Source organism: Comamonas aquatica NBRC 14918, from assembly GCF_000739875.1.
Taxonomy (GTDB): Bacteria; Pseudomonadota; Gammaproteobacteria; order Burkholderiales; family Burkholderiaceae_C; genus Comamonas; species Comamonas aquatica.
In genome coordinates, this window is the sequence record NZ_BBJR01000060.1 from 1 (window position 1) to 23,729 (window position 23,729).

Annotated in this window: 15 protein-coding genes; 5 read left to right on the top strand and 10 right to left on the bottom strand. The window is 64.6% G+C overall.

The window, feature by feature from the left end:
- Positions 1-71 precede the first annotated feature (71 nt).
- The 3 genes from lpdA to aceE are packed head-to-tail and all read right to left on the bottom strand — an operon-like array spanning position 72 to position 6,355.
- The gene (lpdA, locus tag CA2_RS13915; RefSeq protein ID WP_042418491.1) at positions 72-1,925 is read right to left on the bottom strand and encodes a dihydrolipoyl dehydrogenase; all 1,854 of its coding nucleotides are present in this window, start codon (positions 1,923-1,925) and stop codon (positions 72-74) included.
- 17 nt (positions 1,926-1,942) lie between these two features.
- Positions 1,943-3,616 (bottom strand): dihydrolipoyllysine-residue acetyltransferase, encoded by a 1,674-nt coding sequence (aceF, locus tag CA2_RS13920; RefSeq protein ID WP_042418494.1) that lies wholly within the window; start codon positions 3,614-3,616, stop codon positions 1,943-1,945.
- A 21-nt stretch (positions 3,617-3,637) separates the two neighbouring features.
- Positions 3,638-6,355, bottom strand: a complete 2,718-nt coding sequence (gene aceE / locus CA2_RS13925) for a pyruvate dehydrogenase (acetyl-transferring), homodimeric type (RefSeq protein ID WP_042418497.1) — start codon at positions 6,353-6,355, stop codon at positions 3,638-3,640.
- Between the two features lie 313 nt (positions 6,356-6,668).
- On the opposite strand from aceE, the gene CA2_RS13930 reads away from it, so the two are divergent.
- The 5 genes from CA2_RS13930 to CA2_RS13950 all read left to right on the top strand — a co-directional run bounded on the left by CA2_RS13930 (position 6,669) and on the right by CA2_RS13950 (position 14,209).
- Entirely contained in the window at positions 6,669-9,239 is a 2,571-nt protein-coding gene (locus tag CA2_RS13930; protein ID WP_042418538.1) for a PAS domain S-box protein, read from the top strand.
- Positions 9,236-9,874 (top strand): response regulator transcription factor, encoded by a 639-nt coding sequence (locus CA2_RS13935; RefSeq protein ID WP_042418500.1) that lies wholly within the window; start codon positions 9,236-9,238, stop codon positions 9,872-9,874. The genes CA2_RS13930 and CA2_RS13935 overlap by 4 nt, the downstream gene beginning before the upstream one ends.
- Before the next feature lie 80 nt (positions 9,875-9,954).
- The gene (gene folD, locus CA2_RS13940) at positions 9,955-10,815 is read left to right on the top strand and encodes a bifunctional methylenetetrahydrofolate dehydrogenase/methenyltetrahydrofolate cyclohydrolase FolD (RefSeq protein WP_042418503.1); all 861 of its coding nucleotides are present in this window, start codon (positions 9,955-9,957) and stop codon (positions 10,813-10,815) included.
- Positions 10,816-11,024: 209 nt separating this feature from the next.
- The gene (locus CA2_RS13945; RefSeq protein ID WP_042418505.1) at positions 11,025-12,158 is read left to right on the top strand and encodes a sensor domain-containing diguanylate cyclase; all 1,134 of its coding nucleotides are present in this window, start codon (positions 11,025-11,027) and stop codon (positions 12,156-12,158) included.
- Between the two features lie 5 nt (positions 12,159-12,163).
- Positions 12,164-14,209 carry a M3 family metallopeptidase gene (locus CA2_RS13950; RefSeq protein ID WP_042418508.1) on the top strand — a complete coding sequence of 682 codons (2,046 nt, stop codon included), beginning with the start codon at positions 12,164-12,166 and terminating at the stop codon, positions 14,207-14,209.
- A 283-nt stretch (positions 14,210-14,492) separates the two neighbouring features.
- Here the strand turns inward: CA2_RS13950 and CA2_RS13955 are convergent, their stop codons facing one another.
- The 7 genes from CA2_RS13955 to clpS all read right to left on the bottom strand — a co-directional run bounded on the left by CA2_RS13955 (position 14,493) and on the right by clpS (position 23,617).
- A complete protein-coding gene (locus CA2_RS13955) occupies positions 14,493-15,386 on the bottom strand; it encodes a DNA-3-methyladenine glycosylase family protein (RefSeq protein WP_042418540.1) in 894 nt (297 codons plus the stop codon).
- A 42-nt stretch (positions 15,387-15,428) separates the two neighbouring features.
- Positions 15,429-16,154, bottom strand: coding sequence for a 2OG-Fe(II) oxygenase (locus tag CA2_RS13960; RefSeq protein ID WP_042418510.1), 726 nt, complete (start codon positions 16,152-16,154; stop codon positions 15,429-15,431).
- Positions 16,151-17,224 (bottom strand): bifunctional DNA-binding transcriptional regulator/O6-methylguanine-DNA methyltransferase Ada, encoded by a 1,074-nt coding sequence (ada, locus tag CA2_RS13965; RefSeq protein WP_042418513.1) that lies wholly within the window; start codon positions 17,222-17,224, stop codon positions 16,151-16,153. The genes CA2_RS13960 and ada overlap by 4 nt, the downstream gene beginning before the upstream one ends.
- Positions 17,225-17,698: 474 nt before the next feature.
- Entirely contained in the window at positions 17,699-19,147 is a 1,449-nt protein-coding gene (gene sbcB / locus CA2_RS13970) for an exodeoxyribonuclease I (protein WP_042418516.1), read from the bottom strand.
- Between the two features lie 134 nt (positions 19,148-19,281).
- Complete coding sequence (gene cls / locus CA2_RS13975; RefSeq protein WP_042418518.1) at positions 19,282-20,736, bottom strand: cardiolipin synthase; 1,455 nt, start codon at positions 20,734-20,736, stop codon at positions 19,282-19,284.
- 119 nt (positions 20,737-20,855) lie between these two features.
- Positions 20,856-23,195: an ATP-dependent Clp protease ATP-binding subunit ClpA gene (gene clpA / locus CA2_RS13980; protein ID WP_042418521.1), complete on the bottom strand. Its 2,340-nt coding sequence runs from the start codon at positions 23,193-23,195 to the stop codon at positions 20,856-20,858.
- Positions 23,196-23,257: 62 nt separating this feature from the next.
- On the bottom strand, positions 23,258-23,617 hold the full coding sequence (gene clpS, locus CA2_RS13985; RefSeq protein WP_081889018.1) for an ATP-dependent Clp protease adapter ClpS: 360 nt from the start codon (positions 23,615-23,617) through the stop codon (positions 23,258-23,260).
- Positions 23,618-23,729: the final 112 nt, after the last annotated feature.

A 23,729-nucleotide genomic window follows, 5' to 3' on the forward strand; every position in this document is an offset into this window, starting at 1 on the left:
CGCCATCCACACCAATAAAAAGGCAACCCGAAGGTTGCCTTTTTATTGTCAGCACTTTCTAGAAAGTGCGCTTACTTCCGTGCCGGCGGCACATCCGTGCACGACCCATGCGCCACTTCCGCTGCCATGCCGATGCTTTCGCCCAGCGTGGGGTGCGGGTGGATGGTCTTGCCGATGTCCACGGTGTCGGCGCCCATTTCGATGGCCAGGGCGATTTCACCGATCATGTCGCCGGCGTGCGTGCCGACGATGCCGCCGCCCAGGATGCGGCCATGGCCGTGCGCCTCGGGGCTGTCATCGAACAGCAGCTTGGTGAAGCCTTCGTCGCGGCCATTCGCGATGGCGCGGCCGGAGGCGGCCCAGGGGAACAGGCCCTTCTTGACCTTGATGCCTTGGGCCTTGGCCTGGTCTTCGGTCAGGCCCACCCATGCCACTTCGGGGTCTGTGTAGGCAACGCTTGGGATGACGCGGGCGTTGAAGGCGGCCGCGGCCAGTTCCTTGTTGCCTTGCAGTTCACCGGCGATGACTTCGGCGGCCACATGCGCTTCGTGCACGGCCTTGTGCGCCAGCATGGGCTGGCCCACGATGTCGCCAATGGCAAAGATGTGCGGCACGTTGGTGCGCATCTGGATGTCCACGTCGATGAAGCCACGGTCGGTCACGGCCACGCCGGCCTTGTCGGCGCTGATCTTCTTGCCGTTGGGCGTGCGGCCCACGGCTTGCAGGACCAGGTCGTAGGTCTGGGGTTCGGGCACGGTGACGCCGTCCTTGGCAGGGGCGAACGTGACCTTGATGCCTTCGGGCGTGGCTTCGGCACCCACGGTCTTGGTGTTGACCATGATGTTGTCGAAACGGTGCGCGTTCATCTTCTGCCAGACCTTGACCAGGTCGCGGTCCGCACCCTGCATCAGGCCGTCCATCATTTCCACCACGTCCAGGCGGGCGCCCAGGGTGCTGTAGACGGTGCCCATTTCCAGGCCGATGATGCCGCCGCCCAGGATCAGCATGCGCTTGGGCACGCCCTTGAGGTCCAGCGCGCCGGTGGAGTCCACCACGCGCTCGTCCTTGGGCATGAAGGGCAGGTGCACGGCCTGCGAGCCCGCAGCGATGATGGCCTTCTTGAACTGGACGACCTTCTTGGTGCCGGTCTTGTCTTGGCCCTGGCCGGTGGTTTCTTCCACTTCCAGGTGGTGGGCGCCGACAAAGCTGCCGTAGCCGCGCACGATGGTGACCTTGCGCATCTTGGCCATCTGGCCCAGGCCGCCGGTCAGCTTGCTGATGACCTTTTCCTTGTGACCACGCAGCTGGTCGACGTTGACCTGGGGCGCGCCGAACTGGATGCCGGCCACTTCGAGGTGCTTGACCTCATCCATGACGGCGGCCACGTGCAGCAGCGCCTTGGAGGGGATGCAGCCCACGTTCAGGCAGACGCCGCCCAGGGTGGCGTAGCGCTCGACCAGCACGACCTTGAGGCCCAGGTCGGCGGCGCGGAAGGCGGCGGAGTAGCCGCCAGGGCCACCGCCCAGCACCAGCACGTCGCAGTCCAGGTCGACCATGCCGCCAAAGCTGGCGGCGGCCGGTGCGGCCACGGTCGCAGGTGCTGCAGAAGCTGTAGCTGCTGGTGCAGATGCAGTCTGGACTGGAGCCGGATTGGGCGCAGCAGCTGCAGGGGCAGCCACAGCGCCCTCTGCCGCTTCCAGGGCGATGATGATGGAGCCTTCGGCGACCTTGTCGCCGATCTTGACCTTCACCTCTTTGACCACGCCGGCGTGGCTGGAGGGGATTTCCATGGATGCCTTGTCGGACTCCACGGTGATCAGGGACTGGTCCACGGTGACGCTGTCACCGGGCTGCACCAGCAGTTCGATCACGCCGACTTCGGCGAAATCGCCAATGTCGGGCACTTTGATGTCGATGATTGCCATGTGTGTCAGCCCCTTGGTTACAGCAGGATGCGGCGGTAGTCCGCCAGCACGGCGCCCAGGTAGGCGTTGAAGCGGGCGGCCGCAGCGCCGTCGATGACGCGGTGGTCGTACGACAGGCTCAAGGGCAGCATCAGGCGCGGCTGGAAGGCCTTGCCGTCCCACACGGGCTGGATGCTGGACTTGGACAGGCCCAGGATGGCCACTTCCGGCGCATTGACGATGGGGGTGAAGTCGGTGCCGCCGATGCCGCCCAGGGACGAGATCGAGAAGCAGCCACCCTGCATGTCGGCCGCGCCCAGCTTGCCGTCGCGGGCCTTCTTGGCCAGCTCGCCCATTTCCTGGCTGATCTGCATGATGCCCTTCTTGTCGGCATCCTTGAGCACGGGCACCACCAGGCCATTGGGCGTGTCCGCCGCAAAGCCGATGTTGAAGTACTGCTTGTAGACCAGGGCGTCGCCGTCCAGGCTGGCGTTGAACTCGGGGAACTTCTTCAGCGCAGCGACCACGGCCTTGATGACGAAGGCCAGCATGGTGACCTTGACGTCGCTCTTGGCCTTGGCCTGCTCGGCGTTGGTGGAGACGCGGAAGGCTTCCAGGTCGGTGATGTCGGCCAGGTCGTTGTTGGTGACGTGGGGGATCATCACCCAGTTGCGGTGCAGGTTGGCGCCCGAGATCTTCTTGATGCGCGACAGGTCCTTGCGTTCCACGGGGCCGAACTTGGCGAAGTCCACCTTGGGCCAGGCCAGCACTTCCAGGCCACCGACGTTGCCGCCGGAGGACTTGGGCGCTGCGGCCTGCTGGGCCAGGGTCTGCACCGCGCCGGCCATGACGGACTTGGTGAAGCCCATCACGTCTTCCTGCGTGATGCGGCCCTTCTGGCCGGAACCCTTGACTTCCGCCAGCGGCACGCCCAGCTCGCGCGCAAACTTGCGCACAGAGGGCGAGGCATGGGGCAGCGCGCCCGTGGGGGCCACGGTGGGGTTGTGGGCCGGTGCGGCCACGGCGGCTACCGCGGCAGGAGCAGCGGGCGCAGGCGCAGCAACGGCAGGGGCCGTATTTTGTGCGGCAACCGGTGCGGCTGCGGGGGCTGCACCCTGCACGCTCATGGCGCCGACCACGTCGCCGACGTTGACCTTGTCGCCGATCTTCAGCGTCAGGGCGGTGATGGTGCCGGCGGCGGGCGATGGGATTTCCATCGAGGCCTTGTCCGACTCCACGGTGAACAGCGACTGCTCGGCCGTGACGGTGTCACCCACCTTGACCAGCAGTTCAATGACGGCCACGTCCTTGAAGTCACCGATGTCGGGGATGGCGATGCTCACGCTGCTGGGTGCTGCAGCAGGAGTAGCAGCCTGCGCAGGCGCAGCGGGCGCTGGCGCCACATTTTGTGCCGCAACAGGCGCAACAGCAGCCGGTGCGGGTGCCGCCGCCGCAGCGGGGGCCGAGGCCACATCGGCGGTTTCGATCACGGCGATCACGGCGCCCTGCGCCACCTTGTCGCCCAGCTTGACCTTGAGCTCCTTGAGCACGCCGGCGTGGCTGGAAGGGATCTCCATGGACGCCTTGTCGGATTCGACGGTGATCAGCGATTGCTCAACCTTGATGGTGTCGCCCACGTTGACCAGCACCTCGATCACGCCGACGCTGTCGAAGTCACCGATGTCCGGGACCTTGATTTCTGTCAATGCCATGTGTGTGTCTCCGGTGCTCGATTAGGCGTACAGGGGGTTGATCTTGTCGGCTTGGATGCCGTACTTGGCAATGGCTTCGGCCACCTTGGTGACGGGCAGCTTGCCCTCTTCCGCCAGCGACTTGAGCGCGGCCACGACGATGTAGTGGCGGTCGATCTCGAAGTGCTCGCGCAGCTTGCGGCGGAAGTCGGAACGGCCGAAACCGTCGGTGCCCAGCACCTTGTAGGTGCGGCCCTTGGGCATGAAGGGGCGGATCTGCTCGGCGTAGGCCTTCATGTAGTCGGTCGATGCAATCACCGGACCTTGCGAGGTCTGCAGCTGTTGCGTCACGAACGGCACCTTGGCGGTTTCCAGCGGGTGCAGCATGTTGTGGCGCTCGGCGTCCTGGCCGTCGCGGGTCAGTTCGTTGAACGATGGGCAGCTCCACACGTCGGCGGCAATGCCCCAGTCCTTTTCCAGCAGCTCTTGCGCAAAGAAGGATTCGCGCAGGATGGTGCCCGAGCCCAGCAGTTGCACGCGCTGGCCGGATTGCGGCACCTTCTGGCCGGGCTTGACCAGGTACATGCCCTTGATGATCTGCTCTTCCGTGCCTTCGGTCAGACCGGGCATGGGGTAGTTCTCGTTCAGCAAGGTGATGTAGTAGAAGACGTTTTCCTGGTTCTGCACCATGCGGCGCAGGCCGTCCTGCATGATCACGGCCACTTCGTGGGCGAAGGTGGGGTCGTAGGAGATGCAGTTAGGGATGGTGTTGGCCAGGATGTGGCTGTGACCGTCTTCGTGCTGCAGGCCTTCGCCGTTCAGCGTGGTGCGGCCCGAAGTGCCGCCCAGCAGGAAGCCGCGCGCCTGCATGTCACCCGCTGCCCAGGCCAAGTCGCCAATGCGCTGGAAGCCGAACATGGAGTAGTACACGTAGAACGGGATCATGATGCGGTTGGACGTGCTGTAGCTCGTCGCGGCCGCAATCCAGCTGCTCATGCCGCCGGCTTCATTGATGCCTTCCTGCAGGATCTGGCCGGCCTTGTCCTCGCGGTAGTACATGACCTGATCCTTGTCGACCGGGGTGTACTGCTGACCGTGGGGGTTGTAGATGCCGACCTGGCGGAACAGGCCTTCCATACCGAAGGTACGGGCCTCGTCCACCAGGATGGGCACCACGCGGGGGCCGATGTTCTTGTCGCGCAGCAGCTGCGTCAGGAAACGCACATAGGCCTGGGTCGTGGAGATTTCACGGCCTTCGGGCGTGGGCTCCAGGATGGCCTTGAAGGTATCCAGCGACGGGGCGGTGAACGCTTCGTCGGCCTTCACGCGGCGGTGCGGCAGGTAACCGCCCAGGGCCTTGCGGCGCTCGTGCAGGTACTTCATTTCCGGCGTGTCGTCGGCCGGCTTGTAGAAGGGGATGTCCGCGATCTGGCTGTCGGGGATCGGGATGTTGAAGCGGTCACGGAAGGCCTTGATGTCCTCGTCGCTCAGCTTCTTGGTCTGGTGCACGGTGTTCTTGCCTTCACCGATCTTGCCCATGCCGAAGCCCTTGACGGTCTTGACCAGCAGCACGGTGGGCTGACCCTTGGTGTTGTTGGCGGCGTGGAAGGCGGCGTAGACCTTCTGCGCGTCGTGGCCACCACGGCGCAGGTTCCAGATCTCGTCGTCGGACATGTGCTCGACCATCTTCAGCGCGCGGGGGTCGCGGCCGAAGAAGTGCTTGCGCACGTAGGCGCCGTCGTTGGCCTTGAACGACTGGTAGTCCCCGTCGTTGCACTCCATCATGATCTTCTTGAGGACGCCGTCCTTGTCCTTGTCCAGCAGCTCGTCCCAGCCACGGCCCCACAGCAGCTTGATCACGTTCCAGCCGGAGCCGCGGAATTCGCCTTCCAGCTCCTGGATGATCTTGCCGTTGCCGCGCACCGGACCGTCCAGGCGTTGCAGGTTGCAGTTGATGACGAAGATCAGGTTGTCGAGGTTCTCGCGTGCTGCCAGGGAGATGGCGCCCAGCGATTCGACTTCGTCCATTTCACCGTCGCCGCAGAACACCCAGACCTTGCGGTTTTCGGTGTTGGCGATGCCACGGGCGTGCAGGTACTTCAGGAAGCGCGCCTGGTAGATGGCCATCAGCGGGCCCAGGCCCATGGACACCGTGGGGAACTGCCAGAACTCGGGCATCAGCTTGGGGTGGGGGTAGCTGGACAGGCCCTTGCCGTCGACTTCTTGGCGGAAGTTCAGCAGTTGCTCTTCGGAAATGCGGCCTTCCAGGTAGGCGCGGGCGTAGATGCCGGGCGAGACGTGGCCCTGGATGTACAGGCAGTCGCCGCCGTGGTTTTCGCTTTCGGCGTGCCAGAAATGGTTGAAGCCGGCCGCAAACATGTTGGCCAGCGAAGCGAAGGAGCCGATGTGGCCACCCAGGTCGCCGCCTTCCGGTGGGTGGTGGCGGTTGGCCTTGACCACCATGGCCATGGCGTTCCAGCGCATGTAGGCGCGCAGGCGGCCTTCGATCTCCAGGTTACCGGGGCAGCGGGCTTCCTGGCTGGTTTCGATGGTGTTGACGTAGCCGGTGTTGGCCGAGAACGGCAGGTCCACGCTGTTCTGGCGGGCGTGTTCCAGCACTTCTTCAATCAGTTGGTGCGCATATTCGGCACCTTCGCGGTCGATGACGGCGCTCAGCGCCTCCATCCATTCGCGGGATTCCTGGGGATCCAGGCTGGGCTTGGCGTTGGCGCCGGCCTGAGGGTCGGTCTGAGCGGTCATATGTGTCTCCTGTTCAAGAGGCTGCAGGGGGTGGTCGGGAATTGCATCCATCGAACGCGCTTGTCTGCGGCCACAGTTGAAGCGGTGTGTGCCGAGCCTTCAGCTTAGCGGAAGCCCACACCGTGCCTGCGAAACAAATACGCCCAATTTGGCGACCTTTCGGCGCGCAGTTTCGCACATTTTTTCCATTTTTCAAATGATGCATATAACTCTCACAGTATGAAAAATTGCTGCAACTGCACATTGAAAACAAGACGTTGCCATCGTCACGGGGATGACCCGCGCCGCCAGGGAATCCCCCTACACTGCACACATGGTTTCCCCTGAACAAAAGTCCCCGGCCCCGGTTGCCTCGCCCGCCTTCACCAGTGCCGATCCCACGCAATGGTGGCGCATGTGGTGGCGCAGCCTCTCGCCGACCCGCCAGGACCGCTTGGCCGCACTGGCGCCGCTGGTGTCAGTGGCACTGTTCATGGCAGCAATCATTGCGGCTTTCTGGTATTTGCGCGCAGAGGAAGTCGATCGCGGCGAGCAAGCCCTCAAGCGCGATGTGGAATATGCCCAGCAGCGCATGCGCCTGCGCCTGCTGGAACGCCAGGAACAGGTGATGCGCATTGCGCGCGACCTCAGCTACGGCGACATTGGCACGGTGGAATTTGGCAACCGCGCCGAGGTGCTGGTCACCCAGTACCCCGAACTGCAGGTGCTGACCTGGGTGGACCGTGACGGCCGCATCATCACCAGCTATGCCGCGCCCACCGTGCCACGCGAGCAACTGCGCATGCCGGCAGAGCGCCTGGGCAACGACAGCGCGGGCGAGAGCTTCCAGCAGGTCAAGGACAGCTACCAGTCGGTCTACCACCAGCCGGTGGTGGTGCCCGGCCAGAACCCACCGCTGCTGCAGTTCCATGCCCCGGTCATGGGCACCAGCAGCTTTGGCGGCACGGTGATGGCCGAGTATTCGGTCGACAGCCTGATGCGCTATGCCACGCCCAGTGAGTTGCTGGCCCGCTACGCCATCACCATGACCGACGCCCAGGGTGTGCTGATTGCTGGCACGCCGCTCAAGCGCCCGCACACCACCGAGCACTGGTACCAGATCGCCAAGCCCGAGGCCAGTGAATACCAGATCCCCATCTCCCCGGTAGGCAACTCGCTGCAGATCAAGGGGCAGGCCTACAGCACCTCCTTGAGCATGGTGGGCAACGGCATGTTCTGGCTGGTGGCCTCGCTGAGCATGATGACCGCCTGGCTGCTGCTGGGCACCTGGCGCCACACCCGCAAGCGCCTGCGCGCCCAGGAAGCCCTGGTGGCGGAAACCAATTTCCGCCGCGCCATGGAAAACTCGCTGCTGACCGGCATGCGCGCGCTGGACATGCAAGGCCGCATCACCTACGTGAATGCCGCCTTCTGCCAGATGACCGGCTGGAGCGAAAGCGAACTGGTGGGTCAGACACCGCCCTATTCCTACTGGGCGGAAAGCGACTACGACTACCTGCACAGCAAGCTCAACGACGAGCTCAGCGGCAAGACCCTGCAAGGGGGCTTCCAGGTGCGCGTGCGGCGCAAGAACGGCAGCATGTTCGATGCGCGGCTGTACATCTCGCCACTGATCGATGCCCGCGGACAGCAGACGGGCTGGATGTCGTCCATGACCGACATCACCGAGTCCAAGCGCATCCGCGATCAGCTTGCAGCCTCCCACGACCGTTTCACCATTGTGCTGGAAGCGCTGGATGCTTCTGTTTCTGTAGCACCACTGGGCAGCACCGAGCTGCTGTTCGCCAACAAGCTGTACCGGCAGTGGTTTGGCTCACAGACCACGGGCCACCTGCAGCTGGTGCAGCAGGCCGGCCTGCCGGCCGAGCGCAGCGAAACCGTGGACGACGAAGACGGACTGATGGGCTTTCCCACCGATCCGCTGACCAGTGCCTCCAGCAACAACGCTGAAATCTATGTGGGAGAGCTGGGGAAATGGCTCGAAGTGCGTTCGCGCTACCTCAGTTGGGTCGACGGCCGCCTGGCCCAGATGGTGATTGCCACCGACATCACCCAGCGCCGTCTGGCGGAAGAACAGGCAGCGCGCCAGGCCGAACAGGCCCAGAGTGCCAGCCGCCTGATCACCATGGGCGAGATGGCGTCCAGCGTGGCCCACGAGCTGAACCAGCCCCTGACCGCCATCAGCAACTACAGCAGCGGCATGCTGACGCGCCTGGCCAACGGCACGCTGACCGAAGAGCAGATGAAGTTTGCGCTGGAGAAGACCGCCCACCAGGCCCAGCGCGCCGGGCAGATCATCCAGCGCATCCGCTCCTTCGTGAAGCGCAGCGAACCCAATCGCACCATGGCGCAGGTGGAGTCCATCGTCGACGAGGCGCTGGAGCTGGCGAACATCGAAATGCGCCGGCGCAACGTGCGGCTGAGCCATTTTGTGGCGGCCCGCATACCGCCTGTGCTGGCCGACACGATTTTGATTGAGCAAGTGCTGATCAATCTGATAAAAAATGCGGGCGAGTCCATTGACCAGGCACAGCGCACCACGGCGCAACGGCTGGTGGAGTTGCGGGTCGTCCCCAAAGAGGTAGAAGGTCAGTTGGGAGTGGAATTCTCCGTCCAGGATTCCGGCAAGGGCCTGGCACCTGAGGTCCAGGAGCGTTTGTTCGAAGCCTTCTTCTCCACCAAGAACGAAGGCATGGGCATTGGTCTGAATCTGTGTCGCTCGATTGTGGAGTCTCACGATGGCCGGATGGCGGCGGAGAACCTCTACAATGGTTCCGAGGTGGTTGGCTGCCGGTTTTCCTTCTGGATTCCGCTGGCCACGCCCCAGGAAAAGGGAGACAACCTTTCTACGGTTATTAATCCAAATACAAGGAATCCTGCATGAGCTTGACACCCAAAAAAGGAACGGTTTACGTCGTGGATGATGACGAGGCCGTGCGCGACTCGCTCCAGTGGTTGCTGGAAGGCAAAGACTACCGTGTGCGCTGCTTTGACTCGGCCGAATCCTTTCTCGCACGCTACGACCCCCGCGAGGTCGCCTGCCTGATCGCCGACATCCGCATGGGCGGCATGACCGGCCTGGAGCTGCAGGACAAGCTGCTGGAACGCAAGTCTCCCCTGCCCATCGTCTTCATCACCGGCCACGGCGACGTGCCCATGGCCGTGAACACCATGAAGAAGGGTGCCCTGGACTTCATCCAGAAACCCTTCAACGAGGATGACCTGCTGAGCGTGGTCGAACGCATGCTGGACCATGCCCGCGAAGCCTTTGCCGGCCACCAGCAGGCCGCTAGCCGCGAGGCCCTGCTGTCCAAGCTAACCGGGCGGGAATCCCAGGTGCTGGAACGCATCGTTGCCGGCCGCCTGAACAAGCAGATCGCCGACGACCTGGGCATCAGCATCAAGACCGTGGAAGCCCACCGCGCCAACATCATGGAAAAGCTGGGCGCCAACACGGTAGCCGACCTGCTCAAGATTGCTTTGGGCTCCAGTGCTGCAGGCGGCAAAGTCCCAGCATAAACTCCAGGGGTTTCCCTAAAACTGCCAGCCACTTGGAAACAGGTCGCTGGCAGTATTTTTATTTCTGACGCAGATACACCATGACAGCCCAAATCATCGACGGCAAAGCCCTCTCCGCCCAATTGCGCACCGAAGTTGCCCAGCGCGCCGCCAGCCTGACCGCCCAGGGCACCAAGCCCGGTCTGGCCGTGGTGCTGGTGGGTGACAACCAGGCTTCGCAGGTGTATGTGCGCAACAAGGTCAAGGCCTGCGAAGACGTGGGCTTCCACTCCGTGCTGGAGAAGTACGACGCCTCGATGACCGAAGCCGAATTGCTGGCCCGCGTGGACGCGCTGAACAACGACCCCAGCATCCACGGCATCCTGGTGCAGCTGCCCCTGCCCAAGCACATCGACGACCACAAGGTCATTGAAGCCATCTCGCCCCTGAAGGACGTGGACGGCTTCCACGTGGCCAGCGCTGGCGCGCTGATGGTCGGTGAAGTCGGCTTCAAGGCCTGCACGCCCTACGGCTGCATGAAGATGCTGGAATCCATCGGCATGAAGGACCTGCGCGGCAAGCACGCCGTGGTGATCGGCCGCTCCAACATCGTGGGCAAGCCCATGGCCATGATGCTGTTGGCCGCCAACGCCACGGTCACCATCACCCACAGCGGCACGGCCGACCTGGCCGCCATGACCCGCCAGGCCGACATCGTGGTGGCGGCCGTGGGCAAGGTCAACGTGCTGACTGCCGAAATGATCAAGCCGGGTGCCGTGGTGATCGACGTGGGCATGAACCGCAATGCCGAAGGCAAGCTGTGCGGCGACGTGGACTATGACGGCTGCAAGGATGTGGCCGGCTACATCACCCCCGTGCCCGGCGGCGTGGGCCCCATGACCATCACCATGCTGCTGGTCAACACCATGGAAGCGGCCGAGCGCACCGCGGCAGCCCGCTAAAGCGCCTGCCGGCCCGCGGCCGGGACTGCGGGCCGGCACCATGGTCTCTGCATTTCATAGCTACCCGCGCCCTCTGCGCGGTCGCTCGCTGACTATTTGACACAGATGCAGCCCCCCAGTGGTTGTTCCCAGGGCCACAGGCAGACGCGTTTTGTATGCACAACGCTCTGTTACAGTGGTTCAGCGAATACCGAAACAGAGGAGCAAGCATGCAGCCAGACTCCATCGCACCCACCGCGGGCGTCCACTGGATCGTCCGGATGAACTGGAAAAACCGGTCGATCATCTTCATCCTGCTGGCGCTGACCGTGGCCTCGCACATGGCAGACCGGCAACCCAGCCCCATCGCCTGGCTGCTGCTGGTGCTGCAGTTCGTGGTCTACCCGCAGGTGCTCTACCTGCTGACCCGGCGCCTGCCCCAGCAGCGCCAGCGGCAGGTCGAAGTGCGCAACATGCTGCTCGATGGCCTGGGCTTCGGGCTGTGGTGCAGCTTTCTGGGCCTGCCGCTGTGGATCACCTTCACCATGTACATCGGCGTCAGCATGAACCTGCTGGTGTTCGAAAGCTTTCGCGGCTGGGTCCAGGCCACGCTGTGCATGGCGCTTGGCATCGCTGTGATGCACGGGCTGCGTCCCACCCCCTGGCAGGCCGACACCAGCTTGCTGACCACGGGCCTGAGCATGTTCACGCTCGGCCTGTACATCCTGGCCTTCGCCTACGACGCCTACCTGCGCGCCACGTCCTTGCACCGCCACCGCGCCCAGCTGCGCCAGCAGCTCGAAGCCAACCACCGACTGCAGGCCCAGCTGACGGAGCTGGCCCTGCGCGATCCGCTGACCGGGCTGTACAACCGCCGCCACCTTGACGAAACCATGCAGCTGCAGCTGCAGCGCTGCGCCGTGATGGGCTCGGGTGCGGCCGTGCTGCTGCTGGACATCGACCATTTCAAGCAGATCAACGACCGCCACGGTCATGCCGTGGGCGACCAGTTGCTGCAGACCCTGGCCCAGCTGTTGCTGCGCAATTGCCGGGCGGGTGATACGGCCTGCCGCTATGGCGGCGATGAGTTCCTGCTGCTGCTCACCGAAGTCACGCCGGACGCCGCGCTGGCGCGGGCCCAGCAATTGCGCCAAGACTTCGCCGTGCAGCAGTTGAGGGTGCAGGACCAATCCCTGTCGACCACCCTGTCCTGCGGGCTGGCGCTGTTCCCCGCCCATGGCACCGAACCCGCGCGGCTGATCCAGCGCGCGGACCAGGCGCTGTACCAAGCCAAATTACACGGACGCAACGCCGTGGTCGTGTTCGAACACCACCTTGAAACCTGTACGGATGGCGCAAAATAGCAGGCATGACCAATGCTTTGCTTGAAACTGCCAGCCTGCCGCTGTTCGACCGCATCACCCCGTCGGACGTCGCTCCCGCCATTGAGGCCTTGATGGCACGTGCCAGCGCGGCCCTGGAAACGGTGACGGCCCCCGATTTCCCGGCCGACTGGAATGCCATCGCCCAGGAACTGGATGTCGCCACCGAGAAGCTGGGCATGGCCTGGAGCGCGGTCAGCCACCTGTCCAGCGTGGCCGACAGCCCCGAATTGCGCGCCGCCTACAACGAGGTGCTGCCCAAGATCACCGAGTTCTGGACCAATCTGGGTGCCGACGAGCGCCTGTATGCCAAGTACAAGGCCATCGACGTGAACCGCCTGACGGCCGAGCAGAAAAAGGCCCACGCCAACGCCCTGCGCGGCTTCGTGCTGTCGGGTGCCGAACTGCAGGGCGCGGCACGCGAGCGCTTTGCCAAGATCCAGGAGCGCGCCGCTGAGCTGGCGCAAAAGTTCAGCGAAAACACCCTGGATGCCACTGACACCTGGGCCTACTACGCCACCGAAGCCGAGCTGGACGGTGTGCCTGCCGACGTGGTCCAGGCTGCCCGCGCCGCCGCCCAGGCCGAGGGCAAGGATGGCTACAAGCTCACGCTGAAGATGCCTTGCTACCTGCCGGTGATGCAGTTTGCGCACAGCACCGCCTTGCGCGAGAAGCTCTACCGCGCCTACGTCACGCGCGCTTCCGACCAAGCCGAAGGCGACGCCGTGCAATACGACAACGCCCCCCTGATCAAGGAAATCCTGGCCCTGCGCCTGGAAGAGGCCCAATTGCTGGGCTACGCCAACTTCGCCGAAGTCTCGCTGGTCCCCAAGATGGCCCAGTCGCCCCAGCAGGTCATCGGGTTCCTGCGCGACCTGGCGCAACGTGCGCGCCCCTACGCCGAAAAGGACGTGGCTGACCTGCGCGCATTTGCCGCCAAAGAACTGGGACTGAGCGATCCCCAGCCCTGGGACTGGACCTACATCGCCGAAAAACTCAAGGAAGCGCGTTACGCCTTCAGCGAGCAGGAAGTCAAGCAGTATTTCACGGCCCCCAAGGTGCTGGATGGCTTGTTCAAGATCATCGAGACCCTGTTCGATGTGAAGATCAGCCGTGACACAGCCACCGTCTGGCACCCTGCCGTGCAGTTCTACCGCCTGGAGCGCCAGGGCCAGACCGTGGGCCAGTTCTACCTAGACCAGCCCGCGCGCAAGGGCAAGCGCGGAGGCGCCTGGATGGACGATGTGCGCAGCCGCTGGCTGCGCCCCGACACCGGCCTGCTGCAAACGCCCGTGGCCCACATGGTCTGCAACTTCGCCGACGGCGTGGATGGCAAGCCCGCGCTGCTGACGCACGATGACGTGATCACCCTGTTCCACGAATCTGGTCACGCCCTGCACCACATGCTGACCCAGGTGAACGAAAAGGACGTCTCCGGCATCAACGGCGTGGAATGGGATGCGGTGGAGCTGCCCAGCCAGTTCATGGAAAACTTCTGCTGGGAATGGGATGTGCTGCGCCACATGACCGCCCATGTGGAGACAGGCGAGCCCCTGCCGCGCGCCTTGTACGACAAGATGATCGCCGCCAAGAACTTCCAGGCGGGCATGGGAACGCTGCGCCAGGTCGAGTTTGCGCTGTTCGACATGCTGTTGCATACCGAGCACCAGCCCGACGCTGACTACAACGCCCTGCTGCAACAGGTGCGCGCTGAAGTGGCAGTGCTGCCCACGACCGCTTACAACCGCTCCACCAACACTTTCAGCCACATCTTTGCTGGTGGCTACGCCGCAGGTTATTACAGCTACAAGTGGGCCGAGGTGCTGAGCGCCGACGCCTATGCGGCCTTCGAAGAAACCCAAGGCCCCGACGGCAGCACCAGCCAGACCACGGCGCAGAAGTACCTGCACAACATTCTGGAAATGGGCGGCAGCCGCAGCGCCATGGAGAACTTCAAAGCCTTCCGCGGCCGCGAACCCCAGCTGGACGCCTTGCTGCGCCACCAAGGCATGGCAGAGCCTGTGGCGGCCTGAAGCGCCCGCGAGGACCACACGCACAAGGGAGGCACCAGCCTCCTTTTTTCATCGCAGCATCTGTCGCACAGGGCTGTGGCTTGCAGGCAGCCGCATCCCCCGCTGCTTTTCAAGCCCTAATCCCGCAGATGGCTGGGACACCAAGACGCCAGTCACTCCGTACCGATTCCTTTGCCTGCGGTGACAGTGTTTGCGGGCAGCACATCCCCAACTAGGACGAGACCGCACGCCAGCCAAAGCTGGCGGCGCGCCGCGGTTTGACCCGTCTTCCTTCACCGCGCCTTCAGTAGGCCGTTGACGATTGCGCCGCCCAGAGGTGGGCCCCCACGAGCGCACGCCATGGCGAGAATGGGGCCAGCCAGTCCTCGGCCTCTTGCTGGCTGACCTTGTCCGGCCGCCCCCAGAGCGTTTGCAGGCCTCGGCGTACCGCCGCATCGCCATGCAGCGACCCATCCAGCCAGCCATAACCGCGCAGCAAGGTGTAGTTCACGGTCCAGGGGCCGATGCCACGGATGGCCAGCAACTGTTCCCTCACGGCTTGCTCACCGGGAAAGCGCAGCGCCCAGGCGTCCAGCGGCACCGCACCCTCAGCCACCAAATGGGCCACCGCCTGCAAGGTCTGGGTCTTCGCGGCCGAAAACCCCGCCTGGCGCAGCGCTTGCGGCGGCAGCGCTGCGATCTGTTCAGCCCCGGGGTAGCAGCGCAAGCCGCTGCTGTGGCGCAGATTGGTGGCCAAAATCAGCTTGCGGCGCAGCGAGACCGCCGCAGCCACGCTGATCTGCTGGCCGGTGATGGCCCAGGTCAGCGCCTCGAACGGGGTCGCGGCCACCGGCACACGCAAGCCCGGGTGGCGGGCGATCAGCGCCCCCAGCTGGGGGTGCTGCGCATGGCACTGCTCAAACGCCTCCACCTGCTGCGGCAGGCCCAGCATGGCGGCCAGCAGCGCCTGGTCACTGTCGGGCGCTATGCCATCGACGTGCAAGTCGGCATGCACCTGCTGGGGTGTGAAGCGCAGCGACAACCGGGCGGCCGTGGCCCGCCAGAGCAGGCCTTTTTCCAGTTCAGCATCGCCCACCCGTTCCGCGGTGTGCTGCGGATCGCGCCGGTGGAAGGCCAGGATGTCCTGCGGCCGAAAACCGGCGGGCAGTGCCAACGTGAGGGTGAATGCGGTGGACATGGGCAGCACGGGGTATGTGGAAAGTGGGAATGGAGCGCTGCCCTAGGCGGCGTCGTGAAAGATGATGCCCAGCGCATGGCGCACCCCGGAGCGGATGCGCGACACACCGTGCCGCATCCGGACACGGTGGCTGCCGCGCGTGCCCGCCACGGGGCGCTGCTGCACCGCAAACACCACGACATCGCCCTGGCACAGGGGCAGCACGTCAACGCGCGACTGCATCCGCGGCCGCTGCTCGGTCAGCACCAGTTCCCCGCCCGTGAAATCCTGGACCGGCTGCGCCAGCAGCACCACCATCTGCAGGGGGAAAACGTGCTCACCATACAGATCCTGGTGCAAGCAGTTGTCATCACCGGCCTGGTACTTCAGCAGCAGGGGCGTCGGTCGCCACTGCCCGGCCGCATGGCAGCGCGCCACAAAGTCGGCGTGCGCTGCGGGAAAGCGCGGCGCCAGGCCCATCCGGGCGTACCAATCGTTGGCCACCGGTGCCAGCCGGGCGTAGACGTTGCTGCGCAAGCTGGCCACCAGATCCGGCAAGGGGGCCGCAAAGTACTTGTACTCCCCACTGCCGAAGCCATGGCGCTGCATCACCACGCGGCTGCGGAACGGCGCATCCTGCGCATACAGCGCCGCCAAGGCGCGGCAGTCCTGCGGCGCCAGCAACTGCGGGATCACGGCGCTGCCGTGGAGGTGCAACGCTGCGCCAAGTGCCGCCCAGTCCACCGCGGCCAGGCGCTGCGAAAGACGCTCCACCGCCCCCGCACTCATTGCTTGGCCTCCCGCGCCAGCAAGGCGCGCTTGCGCTCCACCCCCCAGCGGTAGCCCGACAGGCTGCCATCGGTCCGCACCACCCGGTGGCAGGGAATGGCCACCGCCAGCGCATTCGCCGCACAGGCCCCGGCCACGGCACGCACGGCCTGGGGCGCACCAATGCGCTGGGCAATGTCGGTGTAACTGGCGGTCTGCCCCACGGGAATATCGCGCAGCGCCTGCCAGACGCGCTGCTGGAAGGCCGTGCCGCGCACATCCAGCGGCAGGTCCAGGCCCAGCTTGGGCATTTCGACAAAACCGACCACCTGGGCCATCCATTGCTCGAATTCGGCATCGCCGCCGATGAACTCCGCCTTCGGAAAGCGGTCCTGCAGGTCCCGTGCCAGGGCGTCCGGATCGTCGCCGATCAGGATGGCGCAGAGGCCGCGCGCGCTGGCGGCCACCAGGATGGCCCCCAGCGAGCACTGGCCGATGGCAAAGCGGATCGTGACCTGCGCCCCGCCAGCCCGGTAGGTGGACGGCGCCATGCCCAGCAGTTGCTGCGAAGCGTCGTAGAAACGGCCGCTCGAGTTGTAGCCCGCCTCATAGATGGCCTGCGTGACCGAGCTGGCACGCCCCAGCTCCGCCCTCACCTTCTCGGCGCGCAGCGCGGTGGCATAGGCTTTGGGCGTCACGCCGGTGACTGCCTGGAACACCCGGTGCACATGGAAAGTACTCATCTGGGCCAGTTGGGCCAGCTCCTGCAGGCTGGGCGGCGTCTCGGCCACGGCGATGTGGCGGCACAGCCGGGCCACCAGCTCCGCGTGCTGAACCCGCTGTGGCGGCTGCTCGGGCTTGCAGCGCTTGCAGGGGCGAAAGCCGGCCTGCTCGGCCGCCGCGCGCGTCTGGAAGAAACCCACGTTCTCGGGCCGCGGTGTGCGGGCGCCGCACGAGGGACGGCAGTACACCCCCGTCGTCTTGACCGCGTAAAAGAACTGCCCATCGGCCTGCCGGTCGCGCGCAACGACCGCGGCCCAGCGGGGATCGGACACCACGGCCTGTGCCAGGGCCTCAGTCTGCTTCGACATGGTCACGCCTTTCTTCCAAAAACTGCATGTCGACACTGTAGATGCGGCGCCCGCCTCCAGCACTCCGGGTCTTGCTTTTGAATTCGCCAGCCCACAGCGATCAGCGCAGGGGGATGGGGGGGCTACAGACATCAGCGGTGCATCGTGCGTGCGCTGGCAGGCCCTGGGTATGCAGCCGCAGGGCGGGACATGGCCCGGTCCATGGCCGATGCGGGTGGCGGTGGCCATGCAGCGCCCTCCGGGGCGCCGAGTTCGCTGCGAGCCGCGCCGCGGAGGCGGAACTTCCCAAACCTGGGGTGGTGGGACCTGGGATGATCGAGCCTGGCGCCGTGCCCTTCGGCAGCGGTGCGCTGGCAGACCTGGCGCTTGCCCACCAAGCCGCAGACCACACAATCCCAATTTTGATAGCTGCAAGCGCTTGCCAGGTCTGCGCCAGCAGCCATTTTCTTTACAAATTCAACGCCCTCCGGCGCTTCACTGCTCGGGGACGATGGCTTCGGCCCAGTCGTAGAGCGCACCCAGGATGTCTTCGGAGCGTTCGTCTTCCAGGGTTTCCGACAGGGCGTCGATCTGGGCAAACATCTGGGCGGCTGTGCGGGCGCCGCCCTGCCCATCGATCAGCGCAGCAGCGCAGCGCTGCTGCCAGCGGGCAGTGTCCTGCTCGCTCAGGCTGTCAGGCCAGTTGCGGGCGCGCCAGCGGAACACCAGCTCGGCCAGGCGCGCATCGTCAAAGCCGGTGCGGTCCACGGCCAGCTCCTGCGGCTTCAGCGCGCGCAGCTGGGTCAGGCGGCGGCGGTCGGCCGGGCCGACAAAGCCGTTGTACAGGTCCTGGTCCACATCCTGCGGGCCATGGCCTTCGAGGCGGCTGTAGACCTGCTTCCACAGCGCGCTCATGTCGGGCAGCGCCCGCGCGGTGGCGGCATGCGCCAGGCAGGTGTCCATGTCGATGCCCCAGCGTGCCGCCATTTCGGGCGTCAGCGTCTTGAGGTTGCGCACCACCATGGGCGACTTGTTGATGTGGATGCCCTTGATCGGCAGGCGCGTGACGCCCTCGGGCAGCTCGGCCGCCTTGGTGAACATGCGCAGGCGCAGGGTGTCGGCATCCAGGCTGGCCAGCTCGGCCGGGTCGGCGTTCAGATCCCAGCAGATGACCTCGTTCTTGTTGGTCGGGTGCTGGGCCAGCGGCCACATCACGGCAATGCAGCCGCGCTGCGGCGGGATCATGCCGGAGACATGCAGGAAGGGGCGCGCGTCGAACTGCTCGGCCGGCAGACCCATTTCGTGCAGCACCTTGTCTTTCTTGCGCAGGCCGAAGGCAAATTCAAACAGCTTGGGTTGGCGCTCGCGGATCAGCCGCGCCAGCGCGATGGTGGCGCGCACGTCGCTGAGTGCGTCATGGGCCTGGTCGTGCAGCAGGCCGTTGGCACGGGCCAGGTCCTCGAGCTTGAAGCTGGGGCTGCCGTCTTCCTTGGTGGGCCACTGGATGCCCTCGGGGCGCAGGGCGTAGACCATGCGCACCACGTCCAGCAGGTCCCAGCGACCACAGTCGTTCTGCCATTCGCGCGCATACGGGTCGATCAGGTTGCGCCAAAACAGGAAGCGCGTCACCTCGTCGTCAAAGCGGATGGTGTTGTAGCCCACGCCGACGGTGCCGGGGTGGCTGAAGGCGCCCTCGATCTGGCGCGCAAAGGCGTCCTCGGGCAGGCCTTGCTCCAGGCATTGCTGGGGGGTGATGCCGGTGATCAGGCAGGATTCGGGGCTGGGCAGGTAGTCCGGCGCGGGCTGGCAATAGCACATCAGCGGCTCGCCGATTTCGTTGAGCTCCAGGTCCGTGCGGATGGCCGCGAACTGCGCGGGCCGGTCATAGCGGGGGTTGGCACCAAAGGTTTCGTAGTCGTGCCAGAGGAAGGTGTGTTCAGCCATGCAGCGAGTATGCCGCATGCCGGCTTCTGCCAAAGAGAGAGCGGCCTGCGCTGGATTTATCTGGCTTTCCGCGCCTTTTACGCCGGAAATCCTTATTTAACAAGCGCAAGAAGCTCCTGGATGAATAGCAACCACTACAGCAGCGGCGAACACAGCCGCGCCAACGAATCGCCCAGGCGCTGCACGAAGTGCTGGGGCCGCGCATAGCCCACGCGCCGTGCATGCCGGAGGTCTTCGTAGAACTGCTGCTCCAGCTTGGCGGCAAAGCTTTCGCCATAGACCACGGCGCAGACCTCGTAGTTCAGACGGAAGCTGCGGTTGTCGAAATTGGCCGTGCCGATGATGCCCACCATGTCGTCCACCAGCATGGTCTTGGAGTGCAGCATGCTGGCGTGGTATTCGTATACCTTGACGCGGCAGGCGATCAGCTCATCAAAGTAGGAGCGCGCCGCGGCGGTGACGATGCGCGAATCCGATTTTTCCGGCACCAGCAGGCACACGTCCACACCGCGCAAGGCGGCGTTGGTCAGCGCCAGCATGGCCGCCTCGGTGGGCACAAAGTACGGCGTGGTCAGCCATACGCGTTGGTGTGCGGCATGGATGGCTGCAACGTGCGCGCGGTGGATGGCCTCCATGTTGCTGTCCGGGCCCGAGGTCATGATCTGCACCACCTGGTCGCCATCGGGCAGCTCGGGCAGCAAGGCCTCCCAATCGCTGGGCTCGGTCTTGCGGTCGTAGTCCAGCGCATAGGCCCAGTCTTCGAGGAACACCGTCTGCAGCCAGTTGACCACCGGCCCCTCCAGCCGCACGTGCACGTCGTGGTAGGCATCGGACTGGATGCGTTTGTCCTCCTCGTCGGTGATGTTCACGCCGCCGGTGTAGCCGATACGCCCGTCGATCACCACGATCTTGCGGTGGCTGCGGAAATTGATGACCGGCCGCACGCGCCGCCCCAGGCGTGTGGGGTGGAACAACGCCACTTCGCCGCCCGCGGCCTCCAGCGGCGCGTAATGCCGGCGCGCCAGGCGCTTGGAACCCAGGGCGTCCACCAGCAGGCGCACGGCCACGCCTTCGCGCGCCTTCTCACACAGCGCCGCGATCAAGCCCAGCCCGGTCCGGTCGGGCTCGAAAATGTAGTACTCCAGATGGATGTGCTGGCGCGCCTGGCGCACGGCCGCCAGGATGCTGTCGAAGGTGGCAGCGCCGCCCACCAGCAACTCGACGCGGTCGGCGGTGCTGACGGGGAAATTCGTGGCCGCGGCCACCAACTTGACCACCTGGTGCAGGCGCTCGGGGGCTTGCGGCACCTTCTCCTTGAGCCGCGCCATGCTGCCGCGCACGCGCGAACGGCGGCGGCTGCGCAGGCGCCGCAAACGCTGGCGCTTGAGCCGCCGTGGGCCCAGGAAGTAATAGATCACCAGCCCCAGCACCGGAATCACCGCCATTGACAGCAACCAGCTGAGCGTGGCCACCGGCGCGCGGCGCTGGAGCACGATCCACACCCCGACCACGGCCACATAGGCAGGCCAGAGGATGGACAGCAGCCCGACGACATGCTCGCGCGTCAACCAGGGTGATATCGCGTCCACATCTCCTCCTTCTGATATGGGCACAGACTGTAGCCGGACTGACCGGTAGCCACCGCCTTGCCGACACAAAAAAAGCCGACAGTGCGAACACTGTCGGCTTTTGGCTGCGCGCCAGACGCTCAGTCTGCAGCGGCCGCCTCTTCAGGCTCGGCGGGCTCGGACTTGGTCTCCGCCTGCGGCACGCTGCTGATCTCCAGCAGCACATCGCCCACGCCGTTGTTGGCGGCAGCATCCCAGTCCACTTCCAGGCGACCACCGTTGACCAGACGACCGAACAGCAGTTCGTCGGCCAGCGAGCGGCGGATGGTGTCCTGGATCAGGCGCTGCATCGGGCGTGCGCCCATCGAAGGATCGAAGCCCTTGGCCGCCAGATGCTTGCGCAGCTTGTCGGTGAAGGTGACTTCCACCTTCTTCTCGGCCAGCTGTTGCTCCAGCTGCAGCAGGAACTTGTCCACCACGCGCAGGATGATCTGTTCGTCCAGCGGCTTGAAGCTGACAATGGCGTCCAGGCGGTTGCGGAACTCGGGCGTGAACAGGCGCTTGATGTCGCCCATTTCGTCGCCGGGCTGGCGCTGTGTCGTGAAGCCGATGGTCGCCTTCTGCATGGTCTCGGCCCCGGCATTCGTGGTCATGATGATGATCACGTTGCGGAAGTCGGCCTTGCGCCCGTTGTTGTCTGTCAGCGTGCCGTGGTCCATGACCTGCAGCAGCACGTTGAAAATGTCGGGGTGCGCCTTCTCGATTTCATCCAGCAGCAGCACCGAATGCGGCTTCTTGGTGATGGCCTCGGTCAGCAGACCACCCTGGTCGTAGCCCACATAGCCCGGAGGTGCACCAATCAGGCGGCTGACGGCATGGCGCTCCATGTACTCGGACATGTCGAAGCGGATCAAGTCCACCCCCAGGATGTAGGCCAGCTGCTTGGCGGCTTCTGTCTTGCCGACACCGGTCGGGCCGGAGAACAGGAAGGAGCCAATTGGCTTCTCGGGCTTGCCCAGGCCGGAGCGCGCCATCTTGACGGCGCTGGCCAGCACTTCCAGGGCCTTGTCCTGACCGAACACCACGCTCTTGAGGTCGCGCTCCAGCGTCTGCAGCTTGCTGCGGTCGTCGTTGGAGACGTTGGCAGGGGGAATCCGGGCGATCTTGGCCACAATTTCCTCAACCTCCAGGCGGCCGATCGTGCCCTTGCGCTTGCTGACTTCCATCACGCGCTGGGCGGCACCGGCCTCGTCGATCACGTCAATGGCCTTGTCGGGCAGGTGGCGGTCATTGATGTACTTGGCCGACAGCTCGGCTGCCGCCTGCAGTGCCTCGGTCGCGTACTTCACGCCGTGGTGCTCTTCGAAGCGGGGCTTAAGGCCCTTGAGGATTTCAATCGTCTCTGGGACGGTCGGCTCAACCACATCCACCTTCTGGAAGCGGCGCGACAGGGCCGAGTCCTTCTCGAAGATACCGCGGTACTCGGTGAACGTGGTGGCGCCAATGCACTTGAGCTGGCCGCTGGACAGGGCGGGCTTAAGCAGGTTGGATGCATCCAGCGTACCGCCCGAGGCCGCACCGGCACCGATCAGGGTGTGGATCTCGTCGATGAACAGGATGGCATTGGGCTTTTCCTTGAGCGTCTTGAGCACACCCTTGAGGCGTTGCTCGAAGTCGCCGCGGTACTTGGTGCCCGCCAGCAGCGCGCCCATGTCCAGCGAATAGACCACGGCTTCGGACAGCACTTCGGGCACCGTGCCCTCGGTGATGCGCCAGGCCAGGCCTTCGGCAATCGCGGTCTTGCCCACGCCAGCCTCACCCACCAGCAGCGGGTTGTTCTTGCGGCGGCGGCACAGGATCTGGATGGTGCGCTCGACCTCGTAATCGCGGCCGATCAGCGGATCGATCTTGCCTTCCTTGGCGGCCTGGTTCAGGTTCAGCGTGTACTGCTCCAGCGGCGACGCCTTCTCGGAACGCTCGTTGCCCATGGATGCTTCTTCGCCCTCCATGCCGTTGTCGGACTTGGCGGGTTCGGGCGGATCGCTCTTGCGGATGCCGTGGGCAATGTAGTTCACCACGTCCAGGCGCGTCACCCCCTGCTGGTGCAGATAGTAGACGGCGTGGGAGTCCTTCTCGCCGAAGATCGCGACCAGCACGTTGGCACCCGTCACCTCCTTCTTGCCGTTGCCAGTGGACTGCACGTGCATGATGGCGCGCTGGATCACTCGCTGGAAACCCAGCGTGGGCTGCGTGTCGACCTCTTCCGTGCCGGCGACCTGGGGGGTGTTGTCCTTGATGAAGTTGCTCAGAGAGGCACGCAGGTCATCAATGTTGGCGGAGCAGGCGCGCAGGACATCGGACGCACTGGGGTTGTCCAGCAAGGCCTGCAGCAGGTGCTCCACGGTTATGAATTCGTGACGTTGTTGACGCGCTTCAACAAACGCCATGTGCAAGCTGACTTCCAGTTCTTGGGCAATCATGCGTTCGCTCCTTTGTGCTTGCGGGTTACTTGACTAACTTGGTAGGTCGGGGCAATTGCCATTTATTCAATAGGCTCGCTGACAGCTTGCAACGGATGACCCGCCTGCTGGGCTGCTTGCATCACCTGGTCCACCTTGGTGGCTGCAATGTCCCTGGAATAAACACCACATACGCCCCGTCCATCCATATGGATTTTGAGCATGATTTGCGTCGCCTGTTCCCGGTCTTTGCCAAAGAATTCCTGTAACACCACGATCACGAACTCCATCGGTGTGAAATCGTCATTCAGCATGACTACTTGGTACATCGGGGGTGGCGCCAGCTTTTGCGTGCGCCGCTCCAGCACCACGGCCTGGTCATCGTCCTCCCGAGAGATGGGGTCAGGCGAGGCGGGGCGGTGCGGGATTTGTGGGGTAGCCATGAATTTCATTCTAGCGATCTGCCCAAGCTCATTCTTCCTGGGCTGAGTTGGGAGCGATTAGGGATATTTCAAGAAACATCATGTAGGACACTGCAAGCTGCAGGCCTACATG